We start from the raw sequence: 24,533 nt of genomic DNA on the forward strand, positions 1-24,533 counted from the left end.
GAGGAGTCACATGATGGCTACGTCCGATACACCGCGATCCCTGTTCGATGCACCGGTCGTGCGTCACGCGATGCTCGATGCCGTCTTCAAACTTTATCCTCGTCATCAGATCAAGAATCCCGTGATGTTCGTCGTCTGGGTCGGCTGTCTCGTCGCGACCGTCCTGTTTGTGCAGGCACTCGGGGGCGCCGGAGAAGCGCCGACTTGGTTCATTTTCTCGATCACAGTCTGGCTCTGGATTACCGTGTTCTTAGCGAATTTCGCCGAGGCCATGGCGGAAGGCAGGGGCAAAGCGCAAGCCGACTCCCTCCGACGTTCCCGCCTGGAATTGACAGCCAAAAAACTCGGAAGCATCGAATCCGGTCGCGAACACCATGCAGGATGGCGCCATAAATTCCAGCGGTGCGATACGTTCAGCGCGGTTCAGGCAAATCTTCTCAAGAAAGACGATGTGGTGCTCGTAGAGGCGGGAGATTATGTTCCGTTGGACGGTGACGTCATCGACGGTGTGGCGTCGGTAGATGAGAGCGCCATTACCGGCGAGAGCGCTCCCGTGATCAGAGAAAGCGGCGGTGACCGATGCGCGGTGACCGGAGGGACGAAGGTCCTGTCCGATTGGCTCATCGTTCAGGTCACGACCAATCCGGGTGAAAGCTTTCTCGACCGGATGATCGCCATGGTCGAGGGGGCTGCACGTCAGAAAACGCCCAATGAACTCGCCCTCAATATCCTTCTCGCGGCGCTGACGATCGTGTTTTTACTGGCGACGGTCACCCTCCTTCCCTTCTCTCTTTATAGCGTGACGGCAGCGGGACAAGGATCTCCGGTGACGGTCACGGTGCTCGTGGCGCTCTTGGTCTGTTTGATTCCCACGACCATCGGGGCACTCCTCTCGGCTATCGGGATTGCCGGGATGGATCGGATGGTGCAGGCCAACGTCGTCGCCATGTCCGGAAAAGCCGTGGAGGCGGCGGGCGATGTCGATGTGCTGCTGCTCGACAAGACCGGCACCATCACGTTGGGCAATCGTCAGGCGACCGCCTTCGTTCCGGCTGAAGGGGTGAGCGAGCAGGCATTGGCCGATGCGTGTCAATTGGCCTCTTTGGCGGACGAAACGCCGGAGGGCCGCAGCATCGTCGTGCTGGCCAAAGAGAAGTACGGACTGCGGGCGCGAGACATTCATGAGCTGGGCGCCACCTTTATTCCGTTTACCGCGCAGGCACGCATGAGCGGAGTGGATCTCCAGGGTCGCGAAATCCGTAAAGGATCGGCCGAGGCGATGGAATCCTACGTGGCGGCGCGTGGAGGACGATTCTCTCCATTCGTGCGCGCTCAAGTGGAAACCATCGCCAAGCGGGGCGGGACGCCCCTGACGGTAGCGGAGAGCGGCAAGGTCCTCGGAGTCATCGCACTTCAAGATATCGTCAAGGGCGGGATCAGGGAGCGGTTCGGCGAGCTGCGACGGATGGGCATCAAAACCGTCATGATCACCGGCGACAATCCTCAAACGGCTGCCGCGGTGGCGGCGGAGGCAGGGGTCGACGATTTCCTGGCGCAGGCCACACCCGAAGCCAAGTTGAGGCTCATCCGTGACCTTCAAGCTGAAGGGCGTCTCGTCGCCATGACGGGAGACGGCACCAACGATGCGCCGGCATTGGCGCAGGCCGACGTGGCTGTGGCGATGAACACCGGGACCCAAGCTGCGAAGGAAGCGGGCAACCTGGTTGATCTGGATTCCAACCCGACGAAACTCATCGAAATCGTCGAAATCGGCAAGCAGTTGCTCATGACCCGCGGAGCCTTGACGACGTTCAGTATCGCGAACGACGTGGCAAAGTACTTTGCGATTATTCCGGCCGCCTTTGCGACGACCTATCCAGCCCTCAACGCGCTCAACGTGATGGGATTGGCCACTCCCCAAAGCGCGGTGTTGTCGGCGGTCATCTTCAACGCCTTGATCATCGTCGCGTTGATTCCGTTGGCTTTGAAAGGCATCACCTATCGGTCGATCGGAGCCGGGCCGCTGCTCCGACGTCATTTGGGCATTTACGGATTGGGCGGCGTGGTCGTGCCCTTTGTCGGAATCAAGTTCATCGACATGATCTTAACCATGCTCCATCTCGTGTAAGGACGTTATGAACGATCACATCAGGCCGGCGTTGACGATGTTGCTGATTCTGACGGTGCTGACCGGCTTGGTCTACCCTCTGACGGTGACCGGTCTGGCGCAACTGTTCTATCCGCACCAAGCCGATGGCAGCCTGATCGCTCGTGACGGTCGAGTCATCGGGTCTGAGTTGATCGGACAGCACTTCGACAAACCGGAATATTTTTGGAGCCGTCCATCGGCGACCTCGCCGGCTCCCTACAATGCCGCGGCGTCGAGCGGATCGAATCTGAGTCCGACCAATCCGGTCCTGATCGAAGCGGTGAAAGCGAGAATCGCCGCCCTCCGAGCCTCCGATCCCGGCAACGACGCGCCCATTCCAGTCGACTTGGTCACGGCGTCCGGAAGCGGGCTCGATCCCCACATCAGCCCGGCCGCAGCACTCTACCAAGTGAAGCGGGTCGCGCGTGTCCGAGGGATAGAAGAGCAGTCGGTGAAGGCCCTGGTGATCCGGCATCGGGAAGAGCGCCAGTTTGGATTGCTGGGAGAGCGGCGGGTCAACCTGTTGAGGTTGAATATGGCGCTTGATCAGATCCGTTGATCTCGAGTGTGTGAGCAGCTGATCATACCGGTCGGCGCGATTCCCGGCGTCGGGCCGCACCGGATGTACGACGTCTCATTGACGGCCTGTTCGCCCTCCCCTAGAATTCAAGCGGACTTTCCGCTCCACGCCACGTCTCGCGACGGGAGGCTCCTCTCATGAGCCAGGAACGACCGAATCCCGACGCACTCCTTGAACGGGTTCGCGCCGAGGAAGCCAGACGGTCGGAAGGCAAACTGAAAGTCTTCTTCGGAGCCAATCCCGGTGTGGGGAAAACCTATGCCATGTTGGAAGCGGCCCAGGAGCAACGGCGCGATGGCACGGACGTGGTCATCGGCCTCGTGGAAACGCACGGGCGTCCAGATACCGACGCGCTGGTGAACGGCCTTGAAGTCTTGCCTCGCCGCGCGGTCGATTACCGCGGCACCGTACTTCATGAGTTCGATCTCGATGGAGCCCTGGCGCGACGTCCCACCGTGATCCTACTCGATGAGCTGGCTCACACCAATGCCCCAGGACTCCGTCATGAGAAACGATGGCGGGATGTTCAGGAGCTCCTGAAGGCCGGCATCACCGTCTACACGACGGTGAACGTGCAGCACCTCGAGAGCTTGAACGACGTGGTGGCGCAGATCACCGGGGTGCGCGTGCGCGAGACGGTGCCGGACTCCGTGTTGGAGCGGGCCGATGACGTAGAGCTCATCGATTTGCCTCCCGATGATCTGTTGCAACGACTCAGGGACGGCAAGGTGTATGTTCCTGAACAGATCCAGCATGCCATTCAGAATTTCTTCACGAAAGGGAACCTGATCGCACTCAGGGAACTTGCCTTGCGGCGCACCGCCGAGCGCGTCGACCAGCAGATGGAAGTCTATCGCCGCGACCACGCGGTGATCCGAACCTGGCCGGCGGCGGAAACCATTATGGTGTGCGTCAACATGAAACCCCGCGGCCCGCGACTGATCAGATCCGCGCGTCAGATGGCCGCCGGACTGCACGCCAAATGGATCGCCGTGTACGTTCAGATTCCCCGACATCTTCGCTTGCCGCAGCGAGAACGAGAACGTCTGTCGCAGACCATGCGACTGGCGGAGCAGCTCGGCGCCGAAACGGCGACCTTGACCGGCGAGAATGTGGCGCAGGAACTGTTGAGTTACGCGCGTCGCCGCAACGTCACCAAGATCATCGTAGGCAAGCCGGTACGGTCGTCGTGGAAGGAGTGGGTCTTCGGCTCCGTCGTATCGGACCTCGTCCATCAGAGCGGGGACATCGATATCTATGTGATCACGGGGGAAGCCGGGGAAGGTCAGCCTCTGGCCCGGCGGAGTTTTCAGCGAACCAGCGATCTGTCGGGATACGGATACGCATCCTTAGGAGTGCTGGGCGCGACCGCGATCGCCTGGGCGATGTTTCCGTATTTCGGATCCGCCAATCTCATCATGATGTATCTCATCGCCGTGGTCGTCGTGGCGATCCGCTGCGGCCGCGGCCCGTCGGTGCTCGCTTCCTTTCTGAGCGTCGGGGCGTTCGACGTCTTTTTCGTTCCGCCGTACTTCTCCTTCGCGGTTTCGGACATTCAATACCTGTTGACCTTCGGCGTGATGCTGGTTGTCGCGCTGGTCATCAGCAATCTCGCCATCCGGATTCGACAGCAAGCCGAGTTGGCGAGGGCCAGGGAACAGCGGACGAGCGTACTCTACGCGATGAGTCGGGATCTCGCGACCCACCGAGGGACGGGAGTGTTGACGCGGCTCGCAGTGCAACACCTGCGTGAGGTGTTCGACAGTCAGGTGGCGATCTTCCTGGCCGACTCAGACAAGCGGGTCCGGCTTCAACTGGGTGAACACCTGTATTTCGAGTTCGACCCCAAAGAATCCGGCGTGGCTCAGTGGGTGTTCGACCACAACGAGCCTGCCGGCCTCGGAACCGATACGCTGCCCGGGGCCAACGGACTCTATCTACCCTTGGTGGCGTCGACGGGACCGATCGGAGTGGTGGCCGTACGGCCGAAGGCTCCCGGTCCCTTGCTTGACTCCGACGCGTTGCACTTGCTCGAATCGCTTGTCAGTCAGATTGCATTGGCGATCGAGCGCACCCGCCTCTCCGAAGAGGCGCACAACGCGCAGGTACAGGCGGAGACCGAGCGGATGCGGAACGCGATTCTCAGTTCGGTGTCGCATGATCTGCGGACCCCGCTCGCCACCATCACCGGCGCCGCCAGCGGCCTGGTCGAGGAGCACGGGCAGCTGGACTCTTCGGCTCGTCTCGATCTCGCCCGATCGATCTGCCGGGAGGCCGACCGCCTGGACCGCCTGCTCAAGAACCTGCTCGACATGATGCGTATCGAGGCCGGAGCGGTGCAGCTGAGCAAGGAATGGCATCCGGTGGACGAAATCGTCGGGGCGGCTCTTGCGCGGGTGGAGGGGCGATTGCGCGCCCACACCGTCCACACCGCGTTTCCCCCCGACCTGCCGCTCATGCTGGTCGACGGCGTCCTGCTTGAACAGGCCCTCATCAATCTGCTTGAGAATGCGGCGAAATATGCGCCCTCAGGGAGCACGATTGATCTGTCCGCATCGGCAGGCGATCGTGAGATCGTGGTCGAGGTCGCCGATCGAGGCCCTGGTCTCCCGGAGGGGGAAGAGACTCGCATCTTCGACAAGTTCTATCGAGGCAAGATGGCGCGCGGAGGAGGTGTCGGATTGGGACTGACGATATGTCGCGGGGTCGTGGAGGCGCACGGCGGACGCATTTGGGCCGAGAACCGCCGGGGAGGAGGGGCGATTTTCCGCTTCGCGATTCCCCTGCCGGAGCAGCAACCGTCCATGGAATCGGAACAGGCCGAGGTCAGGACGGTCTGATCGATTCCGAACACTATAGTCACCGAGAGGCAATCCCCGTGATGTCCGGACAGGAAGTCGCAGTGCTTGTCATAGAAGATGAACCGGAGATCCGGCGATTTCTCCGCACCACATTGCCCGCACACGGCTTTCGATTGATAGAAGCGACGACGGGACAGGACGGCCTCACTGAAGCCAGGGCGCGAAACCCGGATCTGATCTTACTCGATCTCGGTCTGCCCGATCTTGACGGAACCGAGGTGATTCGCCAGGTGCGGGAATGGACGGCCACGCCGATCATCGTGCTGTCCGCCCGGGAGCAGGAGCAGATGAAAGTCGGAGCGCTCGATCAGGGTGCCGATGATTACGTGACCAAGCCGTTCGGGGTTCACGAGCTTCTGGCTCGGATGCGCACCGCCTTGAGGCATGTCGCTCGTGTCGCCGACGCCGGCGAGTCGGTGTTTTCGGTCGAGGGATTGCGTGTTGATCTCGGACGGCGACAGGTGTTCGTGTCGGGCAAGGAAATCCATCTCACTCCGATCGAATACAAGCTGCTCACGGCGCTCGTCCGCCATGCCGGGAAGGTCCTGACCCATCGCCAATTGCTGAAGGAGGTGTGGGGTCCGTTGCACGTCGATGAATCTCATTACCTGCGAGTCTACATGCGACAACTTCGGAACAAGGTCGAGACCAATCCCGCGCAACCACGGTACCTGGTCACGGAGTTGGGGGTGGGGTATCGACTCAAGACGGACTGAGGCATTACGGCGAGTCGAGGGTCCCGACGATCGAAAAAATCAGCATCTGCTGCCCCGGTGTGAGCACGTTGTTCGTACCCTTGAAGAATCCCCCGCCTGGTCCGGTGGAGTCGTCGTACCGGTATTCCAGCCGGCAGATCGTATTGGTCCGTTGGTAGGGAATCCGGTACTCGCCCGTGGTCGTGATGGCCTTGATGAATTGCTCGGATCCTGTCATCAGCCCGTTTCGGTCCCAATAGAGCTCAGGCCTGACCGACACCGCCCAGGGGCCGATGATGCGCCATTGTGTTTCCAGGGCGGCTCCCGTGTAGAAATCCCGAGGGTTGCCGGCCACGGACGCATTTCTCTGTGTCCCGACCTGATAGTCGATGGCCAGAGTGACGCGGTCTCTTTTCCATTCGATGATGCTGTCCGAGAAGAAACGCCAAAATTCTATCGCCGTGTCGGACTGATCGGGTCCGTAATAGACCGTTTCTTTGAAGGTCCAAGTCGGAGCCGGCTTGTACTGCACCTGCCCTCCGTAGCTCGGGACGCTGTTCGAATTTTCCAGGTGGAAGTAGTCATTGATGATGAAGAAGGCTCCGGTCCACCGGTCGTTGAACGAGTAGACGGCATTGACTCCAAACATCAGGTAGGGCGAATAGTCGGCGATCCATGCGCGCGTGTAGTTGCTGTTGTCTTTGGCATACAGCGATTCGTATCCGATAAAGCTGTTGAACAATCCCGCTTGAACCGTGAGCCCATTCCCGACGGGAGCCAGATAGGACACATTTGCCCGTCCGAAGTGGCGCCAGACATCGGAATCCGGCACCTCGGGTAGTCCGACCGCGAATCCGAAGGCCTTCGAGTCCTCACCGGCCTGCACCAGCAACTCCGTCCCCCATCGAGACGATTCAGTCGCATCTTTACGCACGTAACCCCCTACCATGTTCAAATTCAGCTCGTTGACCTTCGGTGTCGTGCTGCGATCACGGAACACATGATTCGCTGGGAAATTGAAGTCGAGCGAATAGCCGAGATCGATGAATCCTCCGTAGTGCCAGAGGAGCTTATCGAAGTGTGCCGACTCAACGGGTGATTCTGCCGGAACTCCCGAGACGGAGGAGCCGTCGGCGAACGGTCGAGACGTCTGTTCTTCCGCCGACGCCGGAACTGGAATGATGGCGGCGATCAACCAGACGGCCAGACCGCCCCTCCGCAATGGGTTCCAGTTCACTCGAACGGCTCCTCCTCTTCGTGTACGGCTCGTGTCAACGACGCCTGCTGCCGAGTCCACCGAACACGATAGCGCATTCTCCGTCAAAATGAGGTAAAAAGATGAAGTCAACGCGTGAGGAACGCATCAAGTCCGGAGAGAGCTATCCGTTTGTAACGGATGAGTTCGATCGTCAAGGGAACCACTGCAATCGTGCGGGCGGGAGTGATCGTCGATCTCCTGAGATTTGGCACACTTTCCGCCATGATGTTCGTTTCAGCCTGGCCGGCTGGAGCTTTGCCGGCAGACCAGGAGCAGGGTTCGGCTGTTCCGGTCAGGCAAACAGAATCTGACGCCGCTCGAAGTGATGAAAAGCCGAGATCGCTCTGGCGCTATGGCCTCTATCTTGATCTGAGCTACGCAGTCGACTTCAACTTCCCCGAGAATCATCAGTGGCGCAGCAAGGTCACGACACAGCGGGTCAACGATCCGAATCTCAACATGGCGCTGGCTTATGTCAGGAAGGACGCCAATGAATCGTCCCGTTGGGGGATGGAGTTTGCCCTTCAAACCGGGCGCGATGTGGACGGAGAGGTCCCTAATGCCAGCAACCGGTTCGGGGACCCTTATGAGTCGGCTGATACCTTCAGTCACTTTTCCCGTGCCAATGTGTCCTATCTCGCACCGATCGGAACAGGTCTCACGCTCACGGCAGGGTTGTTCAACAGCTTCATCGGCTACGAATCGTTCTATGCCAAGAACAACTTCAATTATACGAGAGCGTATATATCGGATTATGCGCCCTATTTCATGTTCGGAGCGTCCGCGCAGTACCGGTTCAGCGAAACGGTCAAGACCGTGTTCTACATCATCAACCGATACAACTTCCTCTCAGACCCCAACAACCTTCCCGGTTATGGTACACAGGTCAGTTGGGCGGCTTCGCCGGAGCTGACCTTCACCCAAAACCTCTACTACGGACCGGATCAGTCGAATACTCAGCTCAAATATTGGCGCTTCTTCTCGGACAGCATTCTGGAGTGGAAACGCGGCGATGTCACGATCGCGATGGCCTACGACATCGGTACCGAACGCGCGATCCCGGAGGCGGGGGGAGAACAGGAGTTGTGGACGGGAGGCGCGATCTGGACCCGTTGGCAATTGGCGCGGCTCTGGGCGGTCGCAGTGCGACCTGAGCTGTACTATGACCCGAACGGGACATTAACGGGCGCGAAACAGTTCATCAAGGCCGTCACGACCACCTTGGAGTACAAATGGGAATACGCCTGGACGACCACGATCTTTCGTCTCGAATACCGGTTCGACAATTCCACAGGACCACAAGGAGGATTCTACACAGGGGGGCAGGTCGCTCCCGGTGTCATCGGACTGACTCCATCTCAGAATCTCCTGTTCTTTTCAGCGCTCTGGAGCTTTGATTCTCGATGACGGGCCGGTCGGCCTGTGGGGACTTCCGGATGCGCTTGAGTCCTTCCGTCATCTTGCGCTCCAAATCCTCCAGCGCTCTCGCTTTCGCTTGCTCGACCGCCTCTTCATCGTCCAATAACGCGGCGGGCCCGACCGTATGGGCCCGGCCCTGCGCTTCCGCTTCGAACAGGAAGGAGCCGCTCTTGACGTCCCACAGAGAGCCGCGCACCAGACACAGCGCGTCACTGTGAGTTCCATCGGCAAAGTAGGCCCCCAGGATGGTCCAATACAGCCACGACGCCTTGTAGTTGTTGTAACGATCAACCGCCCCGGCCCCATCGAGCACCAGCAACAGATCGGCTCCGTACCGTGCGGCCGAATCACGGAGCCGGGACAACTGAAATCCTTTCAACGACGAACGGGGGATGTACTGAGCGCCCTGCAGATCGCCGCGTGCTACCAAGACCTTTGCCCAGGCCAATACGTGGTCGCGATTCCGATCCGTCCATTGGAAATCGTGCGGAAGGATCCCCGCGCGTTTAAGGTATAGCCCCAGGGTCGGAGGATCGGTCCGGAGGTAAGACGACGGCGCCGGCGACGTGCCTGATGGAGTTTCGAATTGACCGGCCTCTTCACGAAGAATCTCTTGCAATGGTTCGACCGGGAGGCCTCGGCTGCTGCTGCAGGCCGCCAAGAAGCAAAGGAAGCCGAGGAGAACGTAGGACAGGATGGGTCGGCGTAGCATCGGTTACTCGCTCAAGGGAGTGATCTGGTCGGCGACGGCCTGCACCACGCCTTCACGTTCCGCCGCCACCTGAAGGCCCTGGAAGCTGAGATAGTATCCGCCGTGGCTCGGAGCCTGGATCGTCGCGCGAAGCTCGATCCGTGCTCCGTCCTCCACGTCCGGATCCTTCACGATCGGCATGCCGCACTGGCCGAACACCGCGACGCCGATGGATGCCGTGTCGTCCTCCAAGTGGAACAGGTAGGCTCCATAGCAAGTCGTGCCGGCCGGGAGTTTGTACGGATCAAGCGGTTGCACGTTCCTGACCGTCCCCTGCAGCACCACTTGCTTGAGATGAAAGACGCGCGGTTGTTCCAAAATCTCGCGCACGCTGAGGGGATCCGCCTCGGCCGTCGCGGGGAACCGGAAAGAGAAGCAGAGGCATGCCGCAAGGAACAGCAACACGAAGGCCTGAGAGATGCGTGTCATAGCGCGTCATTCTAGCATGCCCCGAACGCCGGAGCCGCGGACGTTCTCTTTCGTCCGAGCCGGACAGCCGCTATAATCCGCGACGATCTTGTGGAGGACCTGATCATGAGCCTGAATGCCGCTCTCGAGAAATATGTGCCGGATTGCCGCACGCGGTTTGAAGACCTGCTCGGGCAGATGGTCGAGATCCCGTCGATCAGCATGGATCCGGCGCGCGCGGGCGACATCCGACGCATGGCGACCATGGCCGTCGACGTGCTGAGGGGATTGGATGCAGATGCTCGGATTGTGGAAACCGGCGGCTATCCGATCGTATCTGGCGGCTGGATGACCGGCTCACATCATCCCACCGTGACGATCTACAACCACATGGACGTCCAGCCGGCGCAAGAGGCGGAGTGGACGAGAGACCCGTTCGCCTTCGCGAACGAGAGCGGCATCTATCGAGGTCGCGGTGCCACGGACGACAAAGGACCGGCACTCTCCGCCCTCTTTGGAGCCCGATTGGCGGTAGAGCAGGGCGTACCGATCAACATCCGGTTCCTCTGGGAGCTGGAGGAAGAAATCGGAAGCCCCCATTTCGCCGCGGGACTGAAGGACCGCGACGCGGTTCCGCGTCCCGATTCGGTGATCGTGTCCGACACAATCTGGATTGCGAAGGGGCGGCCGGCCGTGCCCTATGGATTGCGCGGCTTGATCGGAGCCAGACTGACTCTTCGCACCGGTTCAAAGGACGCGCATTCCGGTGTAACGGGAGGCGCGGCCAGAAACCCTCTGGCCGAATTGATGGACGTGGCGCTGGCCTGCGTGAATGCCAAGACGGGAGAGGTCAGGATTCCCGGATTCTACAAGGACGTCATCGCTCCGACCAAGGCGGAGATCGCAAGTTTCTTGAGATCCGGGTTCGAGGTGAGGCGGTTCAAAACGGCCTACGGATTCCACTCGCTGCGGACGGAGATTCCCGCGGAAGTGACCCGCCGGATCTGGGCCGCACCGACGTTCGAGATTCACGGCTTGACGGGTGGCTATCACGGCCCCGGCGTGAAAACCATCGTGCCCGGCCACGGCGAGCTGAAAGTCAGCATGAGGCTCGTGCCGAATCAGACTCCGGAAAAGATCTTCGCGTTGCTGAAGGCGCACGTGCGGAAGCTCAATCCGAACGTCCGCGTGGAGCCGGAAGGGATGCTGCATCCCTTCAAGGGCAGCTTCGACGGCCCCTATGTGGACTGCGTAAGGCGCGCGGCGAAGGCGGGATTCGGCAAAGAGCCGGCCTTCATTCGTGAGGGCGGCTCGATCGGCGCCGTCGTGACGATGCAGAAGATCTGGAAGGTGCCGATTCTGTTTTTAGGCCTCAGCCTGCCCGAACATGGATACCACGCTCCCAACGAGTACTTCGATTGGGGCCAGGCTTCGGGGGGGATGAAGGCGTTCGCGCATTATTTTTCGGATCTGGCCCGAATGGGAAAGTAGTAGTGCGGGTCCTGTCACCGACCGGCCCGTCCGTCCTTGCTCCACCCATCCCCCAGCAGGTCCCTTACGCTGCGGCGAACGGGCGCTCTGATCGGCGCCATCCGCCCAGAAAATACCAGCTAAGTGACGCGATAATGCCGAGCAACTAAACCGCCGTTGCAGTCTTTGGTCCGAGGTGAAACTCGATATCGCACGAGGGTACGCGATCGCCTAAACGACCAAGCAGAACACTTCAATTGCTCTTGCAGCCGCATTGAATGCGCGCCTTCTTTCTTTTCCTCAGGAACCTCGAATTAATCAATTGCGTCAAACTCCCAACGCCCCAGGCGGTTGGGGATTGTGAGCGCTGAAGCCAAGTGGGTGGTGAATTCGCGGCGGGGAATGTTCTCCGCGCCGAAGCGCGTGACGTGGGGAGAGGATTGTTGACAGTCGATGATATGGAATCCCCAGGCGCGGAGTTGCTGAATCAGCAGCACCAGGGCCACTTTCGATGCGTCATCCACCTTCGTAAACATTGACTCGGCGAAAAAAGCTCCCCCGAGCGCCACGCCGTAAAGTCCGCCGACTAATTTCTCATCCTTCCACGTTTCGATTGAATGGGCGTAGCCTAACTCGTGAAGCGTCGAATAGGCCTCGACCATCGTCGGAGTGATCCAGGTGCCTCCCTCCGGATATTGCGGCCGAGGGCCGGCGCATTGAGTCATGACATCCCTGAAGCAGGTATCAAGCGTCACGCGAAACTCGCCGCGCCGAATCGTGCGTTCCAAGCTACGGGGCACGTGAAGCTTATCTGGAAAGACCACCGCTCGGGGGTCCGGGGACCACCATAAGATAGGCTGATCGTCGTTGTACCAGGGGAATATGCCGTGGCGGTAGGCTTCGAGCAACCGTTCCGCTCGCAGATCGCCTCCGACGGCCAACAGACCCTCAGGCGAAGCCGAATCTACAGAAGGAAACTGCAGATCGTGTGGATCCGAACTCAGCCGGAACATGGCCGAGAAGTTACGCCATGATCGACAAAAAGGCTATGGTACGTCACCCATGCTTTGGCTCTGCCGATGCCAGCAGCGGTTGAAAGATCGGATCGGCATCGAGGACGGACTTGAGCGATTCCGCGCCGATGAAGAAATTCCAGATCTCCCGATTCTGGCCCGGCACCTCGACAAACCATTTCTTCGCTTCCGTGAGCAGCGCGAGCATCTCGCGGTTGTCTCTGGTCGGGCTGAACAGGAGGCTGTAGGCTTTGGTGTACTCGGCGATAAACTTGTCGAGCGGCAGTTCGGCAAGGCCCAGCGCCTGGTCCGCGTCCAGATAGGCGGATCGCACATCCGGGTCGTCCAGGTTCCGATTCCAGGCCACCTTGTTCACGCGCGCCCAAGCCAGTTGCAGCAGCGCCTCGGCTTTGCCGGACTTCCGCTCGGTGGGAACGTCCTTGACGAGTTTCTCGAGCACCTGAATGGAAAGATCCTGGTCGTTGTTCCATCGGAGGGCCGCGCCCCAGCGAAAGCGATTGTCGAGCTGCTCGGGTCGTACCTGCGCCAAAGTCTTGAGGGCCGGCAAAAGTCGATAGAGATAGTCGGCCGTCGTCGGTTTGTCGAATCCGCCCATCTCCATACCCAATGAGAGGTCCATGCGCGTCGACTGGGCGTAGATGTTCCAGTAATGCTCGTTGACCACCATGGCGAGCGCCGGATCTTTCACGGTCAGATTGTGCTCCGCGACCGCCTGGCGCAGGATGACGCTGTAGAGGTCTCTGGTCAGAACGGTGAGGGCATCGGGCTGGTTGGGATCGATGATGAGCACCCGGTTCAGGAGCGCGACTCGGTCGCGCAAGTTCGGAAATGACGCTGCCCGGGCGGCCGAGGCCACCAGCAATCCCGGCATGTCCTCGGGGCCCCACCACTGGAGCGATCCCGGGACCGGCCCGCTCCGTACCGTCACGAAGGGGACGATTTCCTGAGCGATACCGTCGACCGGAGTGCCGTCCTTCACCAGGAGGTTGACGACGGCGACATCCCCAGGAAAGCCGTGCTTCTTCAGTCCCGACAACACGACCCATTGAAGATGGATGCTCTTCAGAGCACGTCTGGCCGGCTTCACCGTATTTGTCCACTTGTAACTGCCGGGCGCCTTGGTCACGGGCGAGGTGATCGGATCCTGGTAGCGGATCTCGACCGTCACCAGACTCGCCGGTACCGAGACGAGCGCGGCGTTTTCACGAAGCCTGAACGAAGCGTTCGGCATGGCCTTGGTCGAAACGGCCTTCACATGTAACCCGCTTCCGGGGGGCGAGAGACCGATCGTGTCCATGACGAAGGCGGACGCCGGATAATGGCTGAATTCCTCGCGGAAAAATACCAGCCCGCCGTTGCTCGGCCACAGGATGTCCATACCGACGTCCCAGCGCGTGAGCGCCGGTTCATGCGCGGTCTTGAGCTGGTTCCAGCAAGCCTCGTAAGAGGGATCGGCCGGAATCGGATAGGACTTCACGGCACCGCCCTTGGCCGTCACCTGGTGAAACTGGCAGGTAAAGTCGAGCTTGACCGCGTCGGTGATCGCACCGCGAGACACCGCCTCGGCAAACTGGACCGCTGCCGCGGTAGAAGTCGCATCGCCTCTCGACTTCTTCGTGGCCTTTGCGGCGGCGAAGGACGCGGAGGGTCCATCCAGGAAGATCCACGAGAGAACCAGCGAACCGAAAAATGCGACGCAACTCCGTGCGATCGTGTGCCAGCGAATCATGTGGTGAAGACTCCTACGGTTGCACCATGTGATAAAGGGCATACTGTACCATGTGGATTTCTTGATCCGAAAGAGGTCAGAACGTCGGCTAGGGGGTCCGGGGCGGCGTCGCCGAAGAGCGTGAAAATCGGACCAGCGAGCGGATGTACGCGAGTGCGGCGCGTTGTTCTTCCTCAGACAAGCGGTTGTTCCAGCCCTCCATGGCGGTCCGCGTCCGCCCGTTGGCGATGATTTTCAGGAGGTCCTGATCCGTCTTCGCGGATGTCAGGGCCGAGACGAAGTTGCCCGGTCTCGGCGAGAGGGAGGGCGCGAGTTTGCCGTCGCCGCGGCCTTCCGTTCCGTGGCAATCGGCGCAATGGCGCTCATAAATCGCGCGCCCCTGCTCCAACTCTTCCGGCGTCGCGGACCGGGCCTCCAACCACGAGAACAGGCCAATGAAAGCCCACACGATTGCCCATACCGGTATCATCTATCCGCTATCCTCGTGATCCTGTGCGAAATGCCCGGAGAATCTCCCGACGCAGCGCCGCTCGTTCGGAGGACGAGAGATGCGGTGTCGGTCGATGACAGCATAGCCTCACGGTTTCTCGCAGCGATGCGACGAACACTTCGCAATTCGGGCACGTTCCGAGGTGCCGTCGCAGCTCTCGACAGATCTGGGAGGGGAGCTCGTCGTCGATGTAGGCCGACAGCTGGCGGAGGATGTGCAGGCAGCGACCGGGGTGGTGAGACGAACGATGCGTCGACCGGTCAGGTCCGCGCGACCTGGTTTTGGATTTGTTCATGCCGAGAACCCTCCAGATTCGCGTGATCCCGCGTCTGAGTCTCGTGCCGATTCGGTGAGCCCTCGCGCGCTCAATTCGCGTCTAACGAACAGCCTCGCTCGGTGCAGGCGTGATTTGACCGCCCGTTCGTTCGCACCGATGATGCTGGCGACCTCTTTCGCGCTCAGCCCTTCCATGTCGCGCAGTACCAAGGTCACGCGGTACTTGCTCGGCAACTTTTGAATGGCCTGATCCAACGCTTCCCGCAACTCCTTGTTCTCGAGCGCTTCTTCGGGGGTCAGTCCGTCGACCGGAATCTGCAGATGAAACTCGCCCTCGGAGGTCGGAATGAACTCGTCGAGCGACAGCTCGCGCTCCGGTTGCCCTCTGCGCTTGCGTCGCATGCGCATACAGGCGCGCGATGCGATCGTATAGAGCCAGGTCGAGATCCGTGCGTCGCCGCGAAATCCACTGAAGCCTCTGTAGGCGTTGAGAAAGGTTTCTTGGACGAGATCCTTGGCCGACTCCATTTCGCCGCAGAGTCGATGAGCGTATCGATACACCAAATCCACATGGTCTCGGTACAGTTTATCAAAATCATCCGGCTGCCGTGAGGTGCGGGATGATTTGGAAGATGGCGTGCGACGCATGAAAGCTGGCGCTCACCGGTTCGGAGCCGTGGACGAAGGGGGCGCGTGAGAGTCCCGCAAAGGCGGCGCGCCGGATTCAAGGTCGACTGTGACCCGCTGACTATCGATTCTGAGGGTCAGCGACTGGCCGACCTTGGCGTGAGGAACGCCGATCTTGGAGTTGACCATCACGACGCCGACCGGCGTGCGGAGGAAGACAAAGTTGGATTTGAGTTTTAGAATGGTTCCGGACAACAGGACCCGCGCATCGGAGCCGGTGGGCGGAGTCTGACTGATCTGGAGGTCGTATTGCAGGTCATGGACGCCGATGATGGTATGGGAATCATCGACCTCAACCGTCAACGGATCTCCCTCATGAAAGGCCGCCAGGCGCGTTTGCTGTGTCCCGACGTGAGTCGTTTCGTCGCCGTCCGGCGTCCACCATCGCAGCGTGTTCGGCGCGTCCGAGCCCGGGGTCATGGGGCCGGCCAGGTAGCGGTGAATTCTCGAGCCGTCGCTTTTCTTCAGGATGTCCACGACCGCGTGGTGTTCGTGTACCCAGAAGCGAACCTCATGGGAGGCTCTCAAATCCTTTAAGGTGGTTTTCGAACTCAAGGTCAGCGTGCCGATGGGTGTCCTGAGGAACACGATCCCCGCTTTCGTCCGCCAGACCGAGCCGCGTAACCTGATGGACGGGTCTGCGATCTCGTCGGAATCCTGAGAGGCCGGTTCCGTTATGTCCGGGGAACCAGGAGAAGACTGATCCGTGCTCTGAGAGGAGGCGGGGACGCCCGGGCCGAAGACCGCCCAACCCAGCGTCACCGACAGCGCGAGGGTACCGCACCGAAAACGAGCGGCCCGTATCGAAGGAAGGATCATAAATTTCTTGGGTGATTCGTCGAGCGGTCGGCCGGACTCGCATCAACCACAGTCTTGTGGAATAAACCATGCTGATCCAGAGGAGTCAAGATGAAAGACCCGCCGCGCAGTCGGCGCGCAGGCTTCAGCCGAGGGGGGCGTAGGGCTGCAACAGGAGGATCATGCGAGGTTCGCGATCAGCCGAGACGGGAATACCGAATCCCCTGAGCAAGAGCGGCGGGGTGGTCATGTGGCAGACGCGGTGCGTTTCGAACTGTTCCCACTCGCCTCCTTGTGCGCGGCGATTCAATTCGACCACGATCTCGCGGCAGAATTCGACGAGGATCGTAGGCATGGACTCAGGCGCCAGATTCGGCCACAGGCCGTGCGCCCCGCCGAACATAGCCATCAGCACGCGGGCTTGTCCGTTCATGTGCAGGATGCGGGTCGGGGCGGACAGCAGAATCACGCCGCAATCGTACGAATCGAAGTGGTCGGGCAGCGGAGGTATAGGAGTCGATGCGGAACGGTGGACAGGATGGCTGGCTTGACCGAAGGCGGATCGTGAGGACTGCGGTACGGTCTCTGGCATGGCGGCGGCCCCGATTGAAGAACGGCATCGGGGATCTGCAAGAGTCAAACCCGCCTGCGCACCGGTCAGGTCACCAGGAATCCCGGCCAATGCGAAAGGGATGCGATGCCGAATCGGCGTTGCGCACAAACTCAGTCGTTCGGTGGACGGAACTGTCCGCTATTTTTTCCTGACGAGAAGCCGAATGGGGGTGCCTGAGAAGCCGTACGCTTCCCGGAGCCGGTGTTCCAGGTAGCGCAGGTATGCCGGCGTGATGTTTTCCGGATGCCCGACAAACAGGGCGAAAACAGGAGGTCTCGTCGCGACCTGCGTCATGAAGGCCGATTTCGTGATCTTCGTCGGCTTCCCTTTGCGGGTCGGCAGCGGATGGGTGGCGAGAATGGTCTGAAGCAGTTGATTGAGTTCGCCGGTCGGTATTCGCCGGGTGAACGAGGCATAGACGCCGTCGATAGCGGGGAAGAGACGTCGCAACGAATCGGGTTTGACGGCGGCGCCGAAGAGCACGGGCGCCCAGGTGAGGAAAGGAAATCGCCGCTCGAGATCCCGCTCGAACCGTTGCCGGGCCTCCACATCCCCTTCTCGCAAATCCCACTTGTTCACCAATAGCAGGCACGCGCGGCCCTGCCTGATGATGAGGCCTGCGATTTTGGTGTCCTGTTCGGTAATGCCCTCCTCGCCGTCGAGCAACAGGACCGCGACATCGGATCGGCCGATGGCCCGCAACGAACGGGCCACGCTGTATCCCTCGATCCCACGATCCACCTTCCCGCGACGGCGGATGCCCGCAGTATCCGTGAACAGGTATCGTCGTCCCTCGTACGTCGCCAGTGAATCGACGGCATCCCGAGTCGTTCCGGGAACGTCGCTCACCACGACCCGTTCCTCTCCCAATACTGCGTTGACGAGCGTGGATTTCCCGACATTCGGCCGCCCGACGACCGCCACGCGCGGCACCGGGTTCTGTTCCTCGGTCTCCTGCTGGTCGGACAGCAATGGATACAGAGCGTCCAGCAGATCGGCCACGCCGATTCCGTGTTCGGCTGAGATCGGATACAACGACTCGATCCCGAGCTGATAGAAATCCGCGACGAGGACTTCGGTCTTCGGTGTGTCGATCTTGTTGATGGCCACGAACAACGGCTTGGTGGTGCCGCGCAGGAGCCGGACGACTTCCTGGTCCTGCGGGGTCAAGCCGGCTCGTCCGTCCATCAGAAGGATCAGCACGTCGGCTTCGGCGATGGCCAACTCGGATTGTCGTCTGATGAGGGCCAGCATCCCATCCGAAGCGGCCGGCTCGAGCCCGCCGGTGTCGATCAGCCGAAAAGGACGGTTCCGGTAGTTGGTATCCGCATAGTTTCGGTCCCGGGTCACACCGGGGACATCGTCGACGATGGCGGTTCGGCTCCCGAGGATGCGGTTGAACAGCGTCGACTTGCCGACATTCGGCCGCCCGATGATGGCGACGAGCGGAAGTGCTGAGGGCAGGGTGCTGAGTGCCGAGTGTGCAGACATAGGGTTGGAGCCGACTGCGAGTTGGGACCGTAGCATAAGATTTTTCATAAAGACAACCGCTCGTCTTCTCGTATCCGGTTCGCTATACTTTCCGTCAATGTCTCAGCCCTCGGCACCCAGGCCTCACCCCTTCTTCGATTGGGACCGGATCGACGACGTCCTGGTCGACATGGACGGCACCCTGCTGGACCGGCACTTCGACAATTTCTTTTTCGAAACAGAATTACCCCGCCGGTACGCCATACGCGAGAAGCTGTCGCTCGACGAATCACGGGAGCGGTTGATGGCGATGTATCGCTCGGTCGAAGAAGAGCTGGCCTGGACCGATCTTCATTACTGGACATCTCGCGTCGGCATCGACGTGGTGGCCATGCATCGAGAACTGGACCACATGATCGGGTTTCTGCCCGGGGCGACGGCGTTTCTGTCCGCAATGGGACAGAGAGGAAAACGGGTAACCGTTCTCACGAACGCCCATCCGGCGGGCGTCGCGATCAAGACGGCCAAGACCGGCCTGGAGCGCCAGGTGAACCGCATCGTCGACGCGTTCGAGGTGGGCTACTTGAAGATGCGTCCACAATACTGGCCGGCCTGCAGGGCGTTGGTGAAGTTTGATCCGAGCAGGGCCCTCTTCATCGACGATGACGAGCGCTGTTTGGCGGCGGCCAGGCAGTTCGGCATTCTCCATCTCCTCCATAGCGCGAAGTCCAGCACAAAATCGCCGCCGGCATTTTCAGCCTCATTTCGGTCGGTCGAGGATCTTTCGTCTCTCCTCAACGGAACCGCGCCCTCCTTCGGCTGACCGATTCGCCGGGCTCGGCTCGGCCCAACCTTGGTACATCGCTCCGACGAGTCTCGGCGCTCCGGTCATGTGAAATCGGTCCAATCGGATGAGCCGGAAGCTGGCTTGCTCGATGAGCCGGTCGATCCGGCGGTTCAGGTGACAGCCGCATCCAAGGACGTTCTGGATCGGGTTGAGCCGATCTTGCCAGGCCGCGATGCGGTCGTCCTGGCATCGACCATGTTCCAGAAAAATGAAACGTCCCTCGGGTGTGAGCACCCGCCGAACCTCCGCCAGAGCCCTGAGCGGATCCGCGATACTGCACAGCGTCCAAGTGCTGACCACCCAGTCGAACCGATGATCGTCAAACGGCAATGCCTCCGCGGCCAGCTGATGGATCTCGACGGGGAAGGAGACTACAGCCCTTCGTCGAGCCACGACGAGAGGCAGAAAGCGAGCCGGGTCTGCCGCCGTCAGGTGTCGAATCCCTGGAGGATAGTGAGTCAGATTCAGGCCTGAACCAAACCCGATCTCCAGCACGTCCCCCCGGACGACGGTCAAGAGCGCGCTTCGGAGGCGCTGAAACTCCTTCCCCTGCATCAGCCAGTCCATGAGGCGTGGAAAGACATACGCCGAATACAGGCCCATTCCTTCCTCCGTAGGGAGTTCCACTCCGTTTGAAGATTTGAAGAATAGCCCGTTTCTTTGGTGAGAGGCTAGCAGTGTGTTGACAAACCATGTGATGACCTCGGAAATGGCGTCGTGTCTGAGATTACGGGTGCCACCACCGTGCCCCGCAGGCTGTTCAGAAAGGCCGTCCAGCAAGGCCGCAGCGAGGTCCGCGACGCGAAGCATAATGAGCGTTACGTCTGCGGACGGGCGCGAGTTGGTGAGCGCCCAGTGTCTTGAAGGCGAAGCGTATACCATTCTCACCCGCCCGCCCACCGCCTGTCGGAACAGGCGTGTTCCCGGGCCGTACGTTGAGCCTCTGAGCGACGCGATTACGCCGCTGGCGGACTTTGTCAATAGCCTGCTAGTCTGTCGTTACGAGTCGGTGAGCAACTCACCCGAAGCGAAGGATGGTTCGACCCGTGACACACCTGCGATATCGGTCCAGCGGCGCCCTGGTTTCTGGTTGGCTGATCGGCCTGCTCTGGTGCAGCACGGTCATCTATACGAATGACGCGGCAACCGAAACCTTAGTGGCGGGAATGGTGGGATACACGGTGGCATCGGATACGTCCCAGGGTACGGTGACAGATCCTCAGAACGTCGGACTGCCGGCTGGCACGCCAATCTCCGGTGTGAACCTGAACAATTCACTCATGTACGGCATGAAGCTGGGTCGCTATTTCAATTCCGTGCCATGGCTGGGAGTGGAGATCGAGAGTTTCATGACCACTCCGCAGCGTCCGGCACAAGATCTCATGCTATCTGTGCCCCGTGGCGGCGGCTTCACGGTGCAGGAGCCGGGAGCGACGAACCGGGTCATCGTGGTTTCGCCGAATCTGCTCGTGCGCTATCGCGCCGGATCGTTCGAACCGTAGATCGAGGCGGGGCCCGGTGTCTTCTTTCTACGCCAGGAACGGCTCACAAGCAGCGGAACCAACTACTCGCAATCCAACACGAGATTCGGCTTGAACACTCAGGTGGGCCTGCGCTATCGCATGACGGAGCATTGGGCTCTGTTCGGGGAGTGGAAGTTCAATTATGCCAAGATCAATCTGTCCGGTCAGGCCGACATCAATCAGTACGGCATCAATTCGGCGGCTACGTTGAATCAAGTCATCTTCGGCGTCGGCTATCACTTCTAAACGGCGCGCCGGGCCCCTCGGTCCGGTTCTCGTGCGCTCCCAAGATTCTTGTTGCTCCGGCTGGTCTATGTTAGAGTCCTCCTCTTTGATTGTGGTCTCCAGCAGCCGTTTTACCCAAACTCCTAATGAGCCAGACGTTCGATCATCACGCGATTGAGGCTAAGTGGCAGGCCTATTGGGAGAGGCATCGACCATTCCTTGCCACGGACGACCCGACCAGGCCGAAATACTACTGTTTGGATATGTTCCCCTATCCCTCGGGATCAGGTCTCCACGTCGGTCATCTCGAAGGTTACACCGCGACCGACATCGTCTCGCGCTATAAGCGGATGCGGGGATTCAATGTGCTGCATCCGATGGGATGGGACGCGTTCGGCTTGCCGGCAGAGCAATATGCCGTCAAGACGAACATCCATCCCGCCATTACGACGTCGGAGAACATCGCGACGTTCAAGCGGCAGATGAAACGGATCGGGCTTTCGTACGATTGGGAACGCGAACTCAGCACAACCGACCCGGACTACTACCGTTGGACACAGTGGATCTTCCTGCAACTGTTCAAGCGCGGACTTGCTTACGTGGCGGAAGTCCCGGTCAATTGGTGTCCCGCCCTCGGTACGGTCCTGGCGAACGAGGAAATCGTCGACGGAAAGAGCGAGGTCGGAGGATTCGAGGTCGTGCGGCGACCCATGCGTCAATGGGTTCTGAAGATCACCGCCTATGCCGATCGATTACTCGACGATCTTCGGTTGGTGGAATGGCCGGCCAGCACGCTTGAAATGCAGAAGAACTGGATCGGCCGTTCGATCGGCGCGGAAGTGGAATTCAGCCTGGCCAGGGTGAACGGCGTTCTTCGCGTGTTCACCACCAGACCTGATACGCTGTTCGGAGCCACCTACCTGGTTCTGTCGCCGGAACATCCCCTGGTCGGCGCGGTGACGACTGCGGAACAGCGGAACGAGGTCACTCTCTATCGGGAGGCCGCGGCCAAGAAAAGCGATCTGCAACGCCAGGATCTGCAGAAAGACAAGACCGGTGTGTTCACGGGAAGTCACGCCGTCAATCCGGTCAACGGAGAAGCGCTGCCGATCTGGATTGCGGACTATGTCCTGATGAGTTACGGAACGGGAGCCATCATGGCTGTGCCGGGGCATGACGCGCGCGACTGGGGATTTGCCAAGACTTATGCACTCCCGATTCGCGAAGTGATTGCGGGTGGAGACGTGGAGCGAGCAGCCTATGTCGATACCGAGGTCGGGCGGGTCGTCAACTCGACGGCGCCGGACGGTTCGTTCTCGATCGACGGACTGTCGCCGGTCGAGGCCATCCCGAAGATCACCGCATGGCTGGAATCACGCGGTCAAGGCCGGAAGGCGGTGAACTACAAGCTGCGGGACTGGCTCTTCGCTCGCCAGCGCTACTGGGGTGAACCGTTCCCGATCATATGGATAGACGGAACGCCGCAACCGATTCCCGAAGAACAACTGCCCCTGCGACTTCCTGAAACGAGCAATTTTAAACCGTCGGGAACCGGGGAGAGTCCACTGGCCAATTTGGAGAGTTGGCTCGAAATAACCGATCCGATAAGCGGCAAGCCGGCCAGGCGTGAAACCAACACCATGCCGCAGTGGGCCGGTTCCTGCTGGTATTACCTGCGGTTCATCGATCCGGACAACGAGAAACATCTCGTGGATCCGGCCAAAGAACGGTATTGGATGCCCGTCGACCTTTATGTCGGCGGCAGCGAGCATGCCGTTCTCCACCTCCTGTATGCCCGCTTCTGGCACAAGGTCCTGTACGACATCGGGGTCGTCGCCACGCTGGAACCGTTCAAGAAACTGGTCCATCAGGGCATCGTCCTCGGAGAAGACAATCAGAAGATGTCCAAATCTCGCGGCAACGTCGTCAATCCGGATGAAATGATGGACCAGTTCGGTGCCGATGCGGTGCGTCTCTACGAGATGTTCATGGGGCCGCTGGAAGCCATGAAGCCCTGGAGCACCAGAGGTGTGGAAGGCGTGACACGCTTTCTCGAACGAGTCTGGCGACTCATGATCAGCGAGGGGGGGCGGGTGTCCGAGACGATTACCGACGAGCTCCCCGGGAGCGATCACCAGCGGCTGTTGCATCAGACGATCAAGAAGGTTACGGAGGATATCGAGGCGCTTCGATTCAATACGGCGATCTCGCAGATGATGGTCTTCACCAATGAGATGACGAAGGCCGATCGACGGCCTCGCGCCCTGATCGAGCCCTTCATCTTATTGCTCTCTCCGTTCGCCCCTCATCTGGCCGAAGAGCTCTGGGCGCTGCTCGGGCATCCGCCGAGCGTCTCGCAACAGGCATGGCCGACCTTCGATCCTGCGGTTATCGTCAGTGACAGGCTGACGATTCCGATTCAGATCAACGGGAAGCTTCGCGGCAAGATCGAGGTGTCCCTCGGCTCCACGCGCGATGAAGTCGAAGGGTTGGCCAAAGCCCGAGCGGCCGAATGGCTGAACGGGAAGGAACTGAAAAAGGTCGTGTATGTCGAGAAGAAGTTGATCAATTTCGTCGTCTCATGAACCCCATCTCCACACAAGCGCCCTCCGACACCTTACGGCGCAATCCGGTGCGCCTCTCCGTCGCCGAAGCGTTGGTGCTGCGCACCGGACTGGCCCTATCGATGGCCGTCCTGCCGGCTGCGTGCGGATACCAGTTCCGGGTGGAGGGGCCTGGTCCCACGATCGGCGGTTCGTCGGCGGCCGCATCCTCGACCCCGCCGCCTCGTATGGTCATCCGGACCTTGGAGAACAAGAGCTTCGAGCCGAATTTGGAGTCGCGGTTTACCAATTACCTCAGGCAAGAGTTTGCGTCAGGGAGCGGGGCCCAGGTCGTTTCGGATTCGGAGGCCGCGGACCTCGTGCTCTCCGGACAAATCCTCTCGGTCGTCGTTCCGACGCTGAGCTTCGACCAGACGACCACGTTTGAAAGCCGAACAGAGGTCGTACTTGCCGTCAAGGTTGAAGAAACGAGAACAAAGCGCGTCGTCTGGATGCAAGTCGCCAAGGGCGCTTCGGAATTCTTTATCACCACGGACCTCCAGTTTAATCGCGTGCTTCAAAACCGGTCCCTCGAACAGGCGGGCAAGTTTGTGGCCGAGGATTTGGCGTCGCGCTTCTTGCTTCAGCTCGAATCGGGACACCTGGCAAAGCCGAATTCCAAACTTGAATCGAAAGCGCCGTAAGGG

The 24,533-nt window shown here is 60.2% G+C and carries 22 protein-coding genes; 11 read left to right on the forward strand and 11 right to left on the reverse strand.

Annotated elements, in window-relative coordinates; translation table 11 throughout:
• Positions 1 to 10 precede the first annotated feature (10 nt).
• The 4 genes from kdpB (at position 11) to P0111_02045 (ending at position 6,306) form a co-directional block, all read left to right on the forward strand.
• Positions 11 to 2,128, forward strand: a complete 2,118-nt coding sequence (kdpB, locus tag P0111_02030) for a potassium-transporting ATPase subunit KdpB (GenBank protein MDF0642784.1) — start codon at positions 11 to 13, stop codon at positions 2,126 to 2,128.
• A 7-nt stretch (positions 2,129 to 2,135) separates the two neighbouring features.
• Positions 2,136 to 2,708: a potassium-transporting ATPase subunit KdpC gene (gene kdpC, locus P0111_02035; protein ID MDF0642785.1), complete on the forward strand. Its 573-nt coding sequence runs from the start codon at positions 2,136 to 2,138 to the stop codon at positions 2,706 to 2,708.
• A gap of 158 nt (positions 2,709 to 2,866) precedes the next feature.
• Positions 2,867 to 5,569, forward strand: a complete 2,703-nt coding sequence (locus P0111_02040) for a sensor histidine kinase KdpD (protein MDF0642786.1) — start codon at positions 2,867 to 2,869, stop codon at positions 5,567 to 5,569.
• A gap of 41 nt (positions 5,570 to 5,610) precedes the next feature.
• Positions 5,611 to 6,306, forward strand: coding sequence for a response regulator (locus tag P0111_02045; GenBank protein MDF0642787.1), 696 nt, complete (start codon positions 5,611 to 5,613; stop codon positions 6,304 to 6,306).
• Positions 6,307 to 6,310: 4 nt separating this feature from the next.
• Here the strand turns inward: P0111_02045 and P0111_02050 are convergent, their stop codons facing one another.
• Positions 6,311 to 7,522, reverse strand: coding sequence for an outer membrane beta-barrel protein (locus tag P0111_02050; GenBank protein ID MDF0642788.1), 1,212 nt, complete (start codon positions 7,520 to 7,522; stop codon positions 6,311 to 6,313).
• 159 nt (positions 7,523 to 7,681) lie between these two features.
• Between P0111_02050 and P0111_02055 the strand changes: the two genes are divergently transcribed.
• The gene (locus P0111_02055; protein MDF0642789.1) at positions 7,682 to 8,950 is read left to right on the forward strand and encodes an outer membrane beta-barrel protein; all 1,269 of its coding nucleotides are present in this window, start codon (positions 7,682 to 7,684) and stop codon (positions 8,948 to 8,950) included.
• Here P0111_02055 and P0111_02060 read toward each other — a convergent pair.
• Both P0111_02060 and P0111_02065 read right to left on the reverse strand, forming a co-directional pair.
• On the reverse strand, positions 8,883 to 9,674 hold the full coding sequence (locus tag P0111_02060) for a hypothetical protein (protein ID MDF0642790.1): 792 nt from the start codon (positions 9,672 to 9,674) through the stop codon (positions 8,883 to 8,885). The two genes, P0111_02055 and P0111_02060, sit on opposite strands and share 68 nt — an antisense overlap.
• Before the next feature lie 3 nt (positions 9,675 to 9,677).
• Positions 9,678 to 10,142, reverse strand: coding sequence for a hypothetical protein (locus P0111_02065; GenBank protein MDF0642791.1), 465 nt, complete (start codon positions 10,140 to 10,142; stop codon positions 9,678 to 9,680).
• A gap of 105 nt (positions 10,143 to 10,247) precedes the next feature.
• On the opposite strand from P0111_02065, the gene P0111_02070 reads away from it, so the two are divergent.
• A complete protein-coding gene (locus P0111_02070) occupies positions 10,248 to 11,612 on the forward strand; it encodes a M20/M25/M40 family metallo-hydrolase (GenBank protein ID MDF0642792.1) in 1,365 nt (454 codons plus the stop codon).
• 293 nt (positions 11,613 to 11,905) lie between these two features.
• Here the strand turns inward: P0111_02070 and aat are convergent, their stop codons facing one another.
• The 7 genes from aat to der form a co-directional block, all read right to left on the reverse strand.
• Positions 11,906 to 12,604, reverse strand: a complete 699-nt coding sequence (gene aat / locus P0111_02075; protein MDF0642793.1) for a leucyl/phenylalanyl-tRNA--protein transferase — start codon at positions 12,602 to 12,604, stop codon at positions 11,906 to 11,908.
• Between the two features lie 43 nt (positions 12,605 to 12,647).
• Complete coding sequence (locus tag P0111_02080) at positions 12,648 to 14,354, reverse strand: hypothetical protein (protein ID MDF0642794.1); 1,707 nt, start codon at positions 14,352 to 14,354, stop codon at positions 12,648 to 12,650.
• A gap of 88 nt (positions 14,355 to 14,442) precedes the next feature.
• Positions 14,443 to 14,823, reverse strand: a complete 381-nt coding sequence (locus P0111_02085) for a c-type cytochrome (GenBank protein ID MDF0642795.1) — start codon at positions 14,821 to 14,823, stop codon at positions 14,443 to 14,445.
• A gap of 312 nt (positions 14,824 to 15,135) precedes the next feature.
• Entirely contained in the window at positions 15,136 to 15,768 is a 633-nt protein-coding gene (locus P0111_02090) for a sigma-70 family RNA polymerase sigma factor (protein ID MDF0642796.1), read from the reverse strand.
• A 12-nt stretch (positions 15,769 to 15,780) separates the two neighbouring features.
• Positions 15,781 to 16,626 carry a hypothetical protein gene (locus tag P0111_02095; GenBank protein ID MDF0642797.1) on the reverse strand — a complete coding sequence of 282 codons (846 nt, stop codon included), beginning with the start codon at positions 16,624 to 16,626 and terminating at the stop codon, positions 15,781 to 15,783.
• Between the two features lie 124 nt (positions 16,627 to 16,750).
• On the reverse strand, positions 16,751 to 17,074 hold the full coding sequence (locus tag P0111_02100; GenBank protein ID MDF0642798.1) for a hypothetical protein: 324 nt from the start codon (positions 17,072 to 17,074) through the stop codon (positions 16,751 to 16,753).
• A 282-nt stretch (positions 17,075 to 17,356) separates the two neighbouring features.
• Positions 17,357 to 18,709 carry a ribosome biogenesis GTPase Der gene (gene der / locus P0111_02105; protein MDF0642799.1) on the reverse strand — a complete coding sequence of 451 codons (1,353 nt, stop codon included), beginning with the start codon at positions 18,707 to 18,709 and terminating at the stop codon, positions 17,357 to 17,359.
• A 97-nt stretch (positions 18,710 to 18,806) separates the two neighbouring features.
• Here der and P0111_02110 point away from each other — a divergent pair, with 97 nt between their 5' ends.
• Complete coding sequence (locus P0111_02110; protein MDF0642800.1) at positions 18,807 to 19,511, forward strand: haloacid dehalogenase-like hydrolase; 705 nt, start codon at positions 18,807 to 18,809, stop codon at positions 19,509 to 19,511.
• Here the strand turns inward: P0111_02110 and P0111_02115 are convergent.
• On the reverse strand, positions 19,449 to 20,138 hold the full coding sequence (locus tag P0111_02115) for a class I SAM-dependent methyltransferase (GenBank protein ID MDF0642801.1): 690 nt from the start codon (positions 20,136 to 20,138) through the stop codon (positions 19,449 to 19,451). The genes P0111_02110 and P0111_02115 overlap by 63 nt on opposite strands.
• 443 nt (positions 20,139 to 20,581) lie before the next feature.
• Here P0111_02115 and P0111_02120 point away from each other — a divergent pair, with 443 nt between their 5' ends.
• From P0111_02120 to P0111_02135, 4 genes are all read left to right on the forward strand, one after another.
• A complete protein-coding gene (locus P0111_02120; GenBank protein MDF0642802.1) occupies positions 20,582 to 21,037 on the forward strand; it encodes a hypothetical protein in 456 nt (151 codons plus the stop codon).
• Positions 21,038 to 21,304, forward strand: coding sequence for an outer membrane beta-barrel protein (locus P0111_02125; protein MDF0642803.1), 267 nt, complete (start codon positions 21,038 to 21,040; stop codon positions 21,302 to 21,304).
• Between the two features lie 125 nt (positions 21,305 to 21,429).
• On the forward strand, positions 21,430 to 23,868 hold the full coding sequence (gene leuS, locus P0111_02130; protein MDF0642804.1) for a leucine--tRNA ligase: 2,439 nt from the start codon (positions 21,430 to 21,432) through the stop codon (positions 23,866 to 23,868).
• Positions 23,865 to 24,530: an LptE family protein gene (locus tag P0111_02135; protein ID MDF0642805.1), complete on the forward strand. Its 666-nt coding sequence runs from the start codon at positions 23,865 to 23,867 to the stop codon at positions 24,528 to 24,530. Before leuS ends, P0111_02135 begins: the two co-directional genes overlap by 4 nt.
• The last annotated feature ends 3 nt before the right edge of the window (positions 24,531 to 24,533 follow it).

Source organism: Nitrospira sp. (assembly GCA_029194535.1).
GTDB lineage: Bacteria > Nitrospirota > Nitrospiria > Nitrospirales > Nitrospiraceae > Nitrospira_C.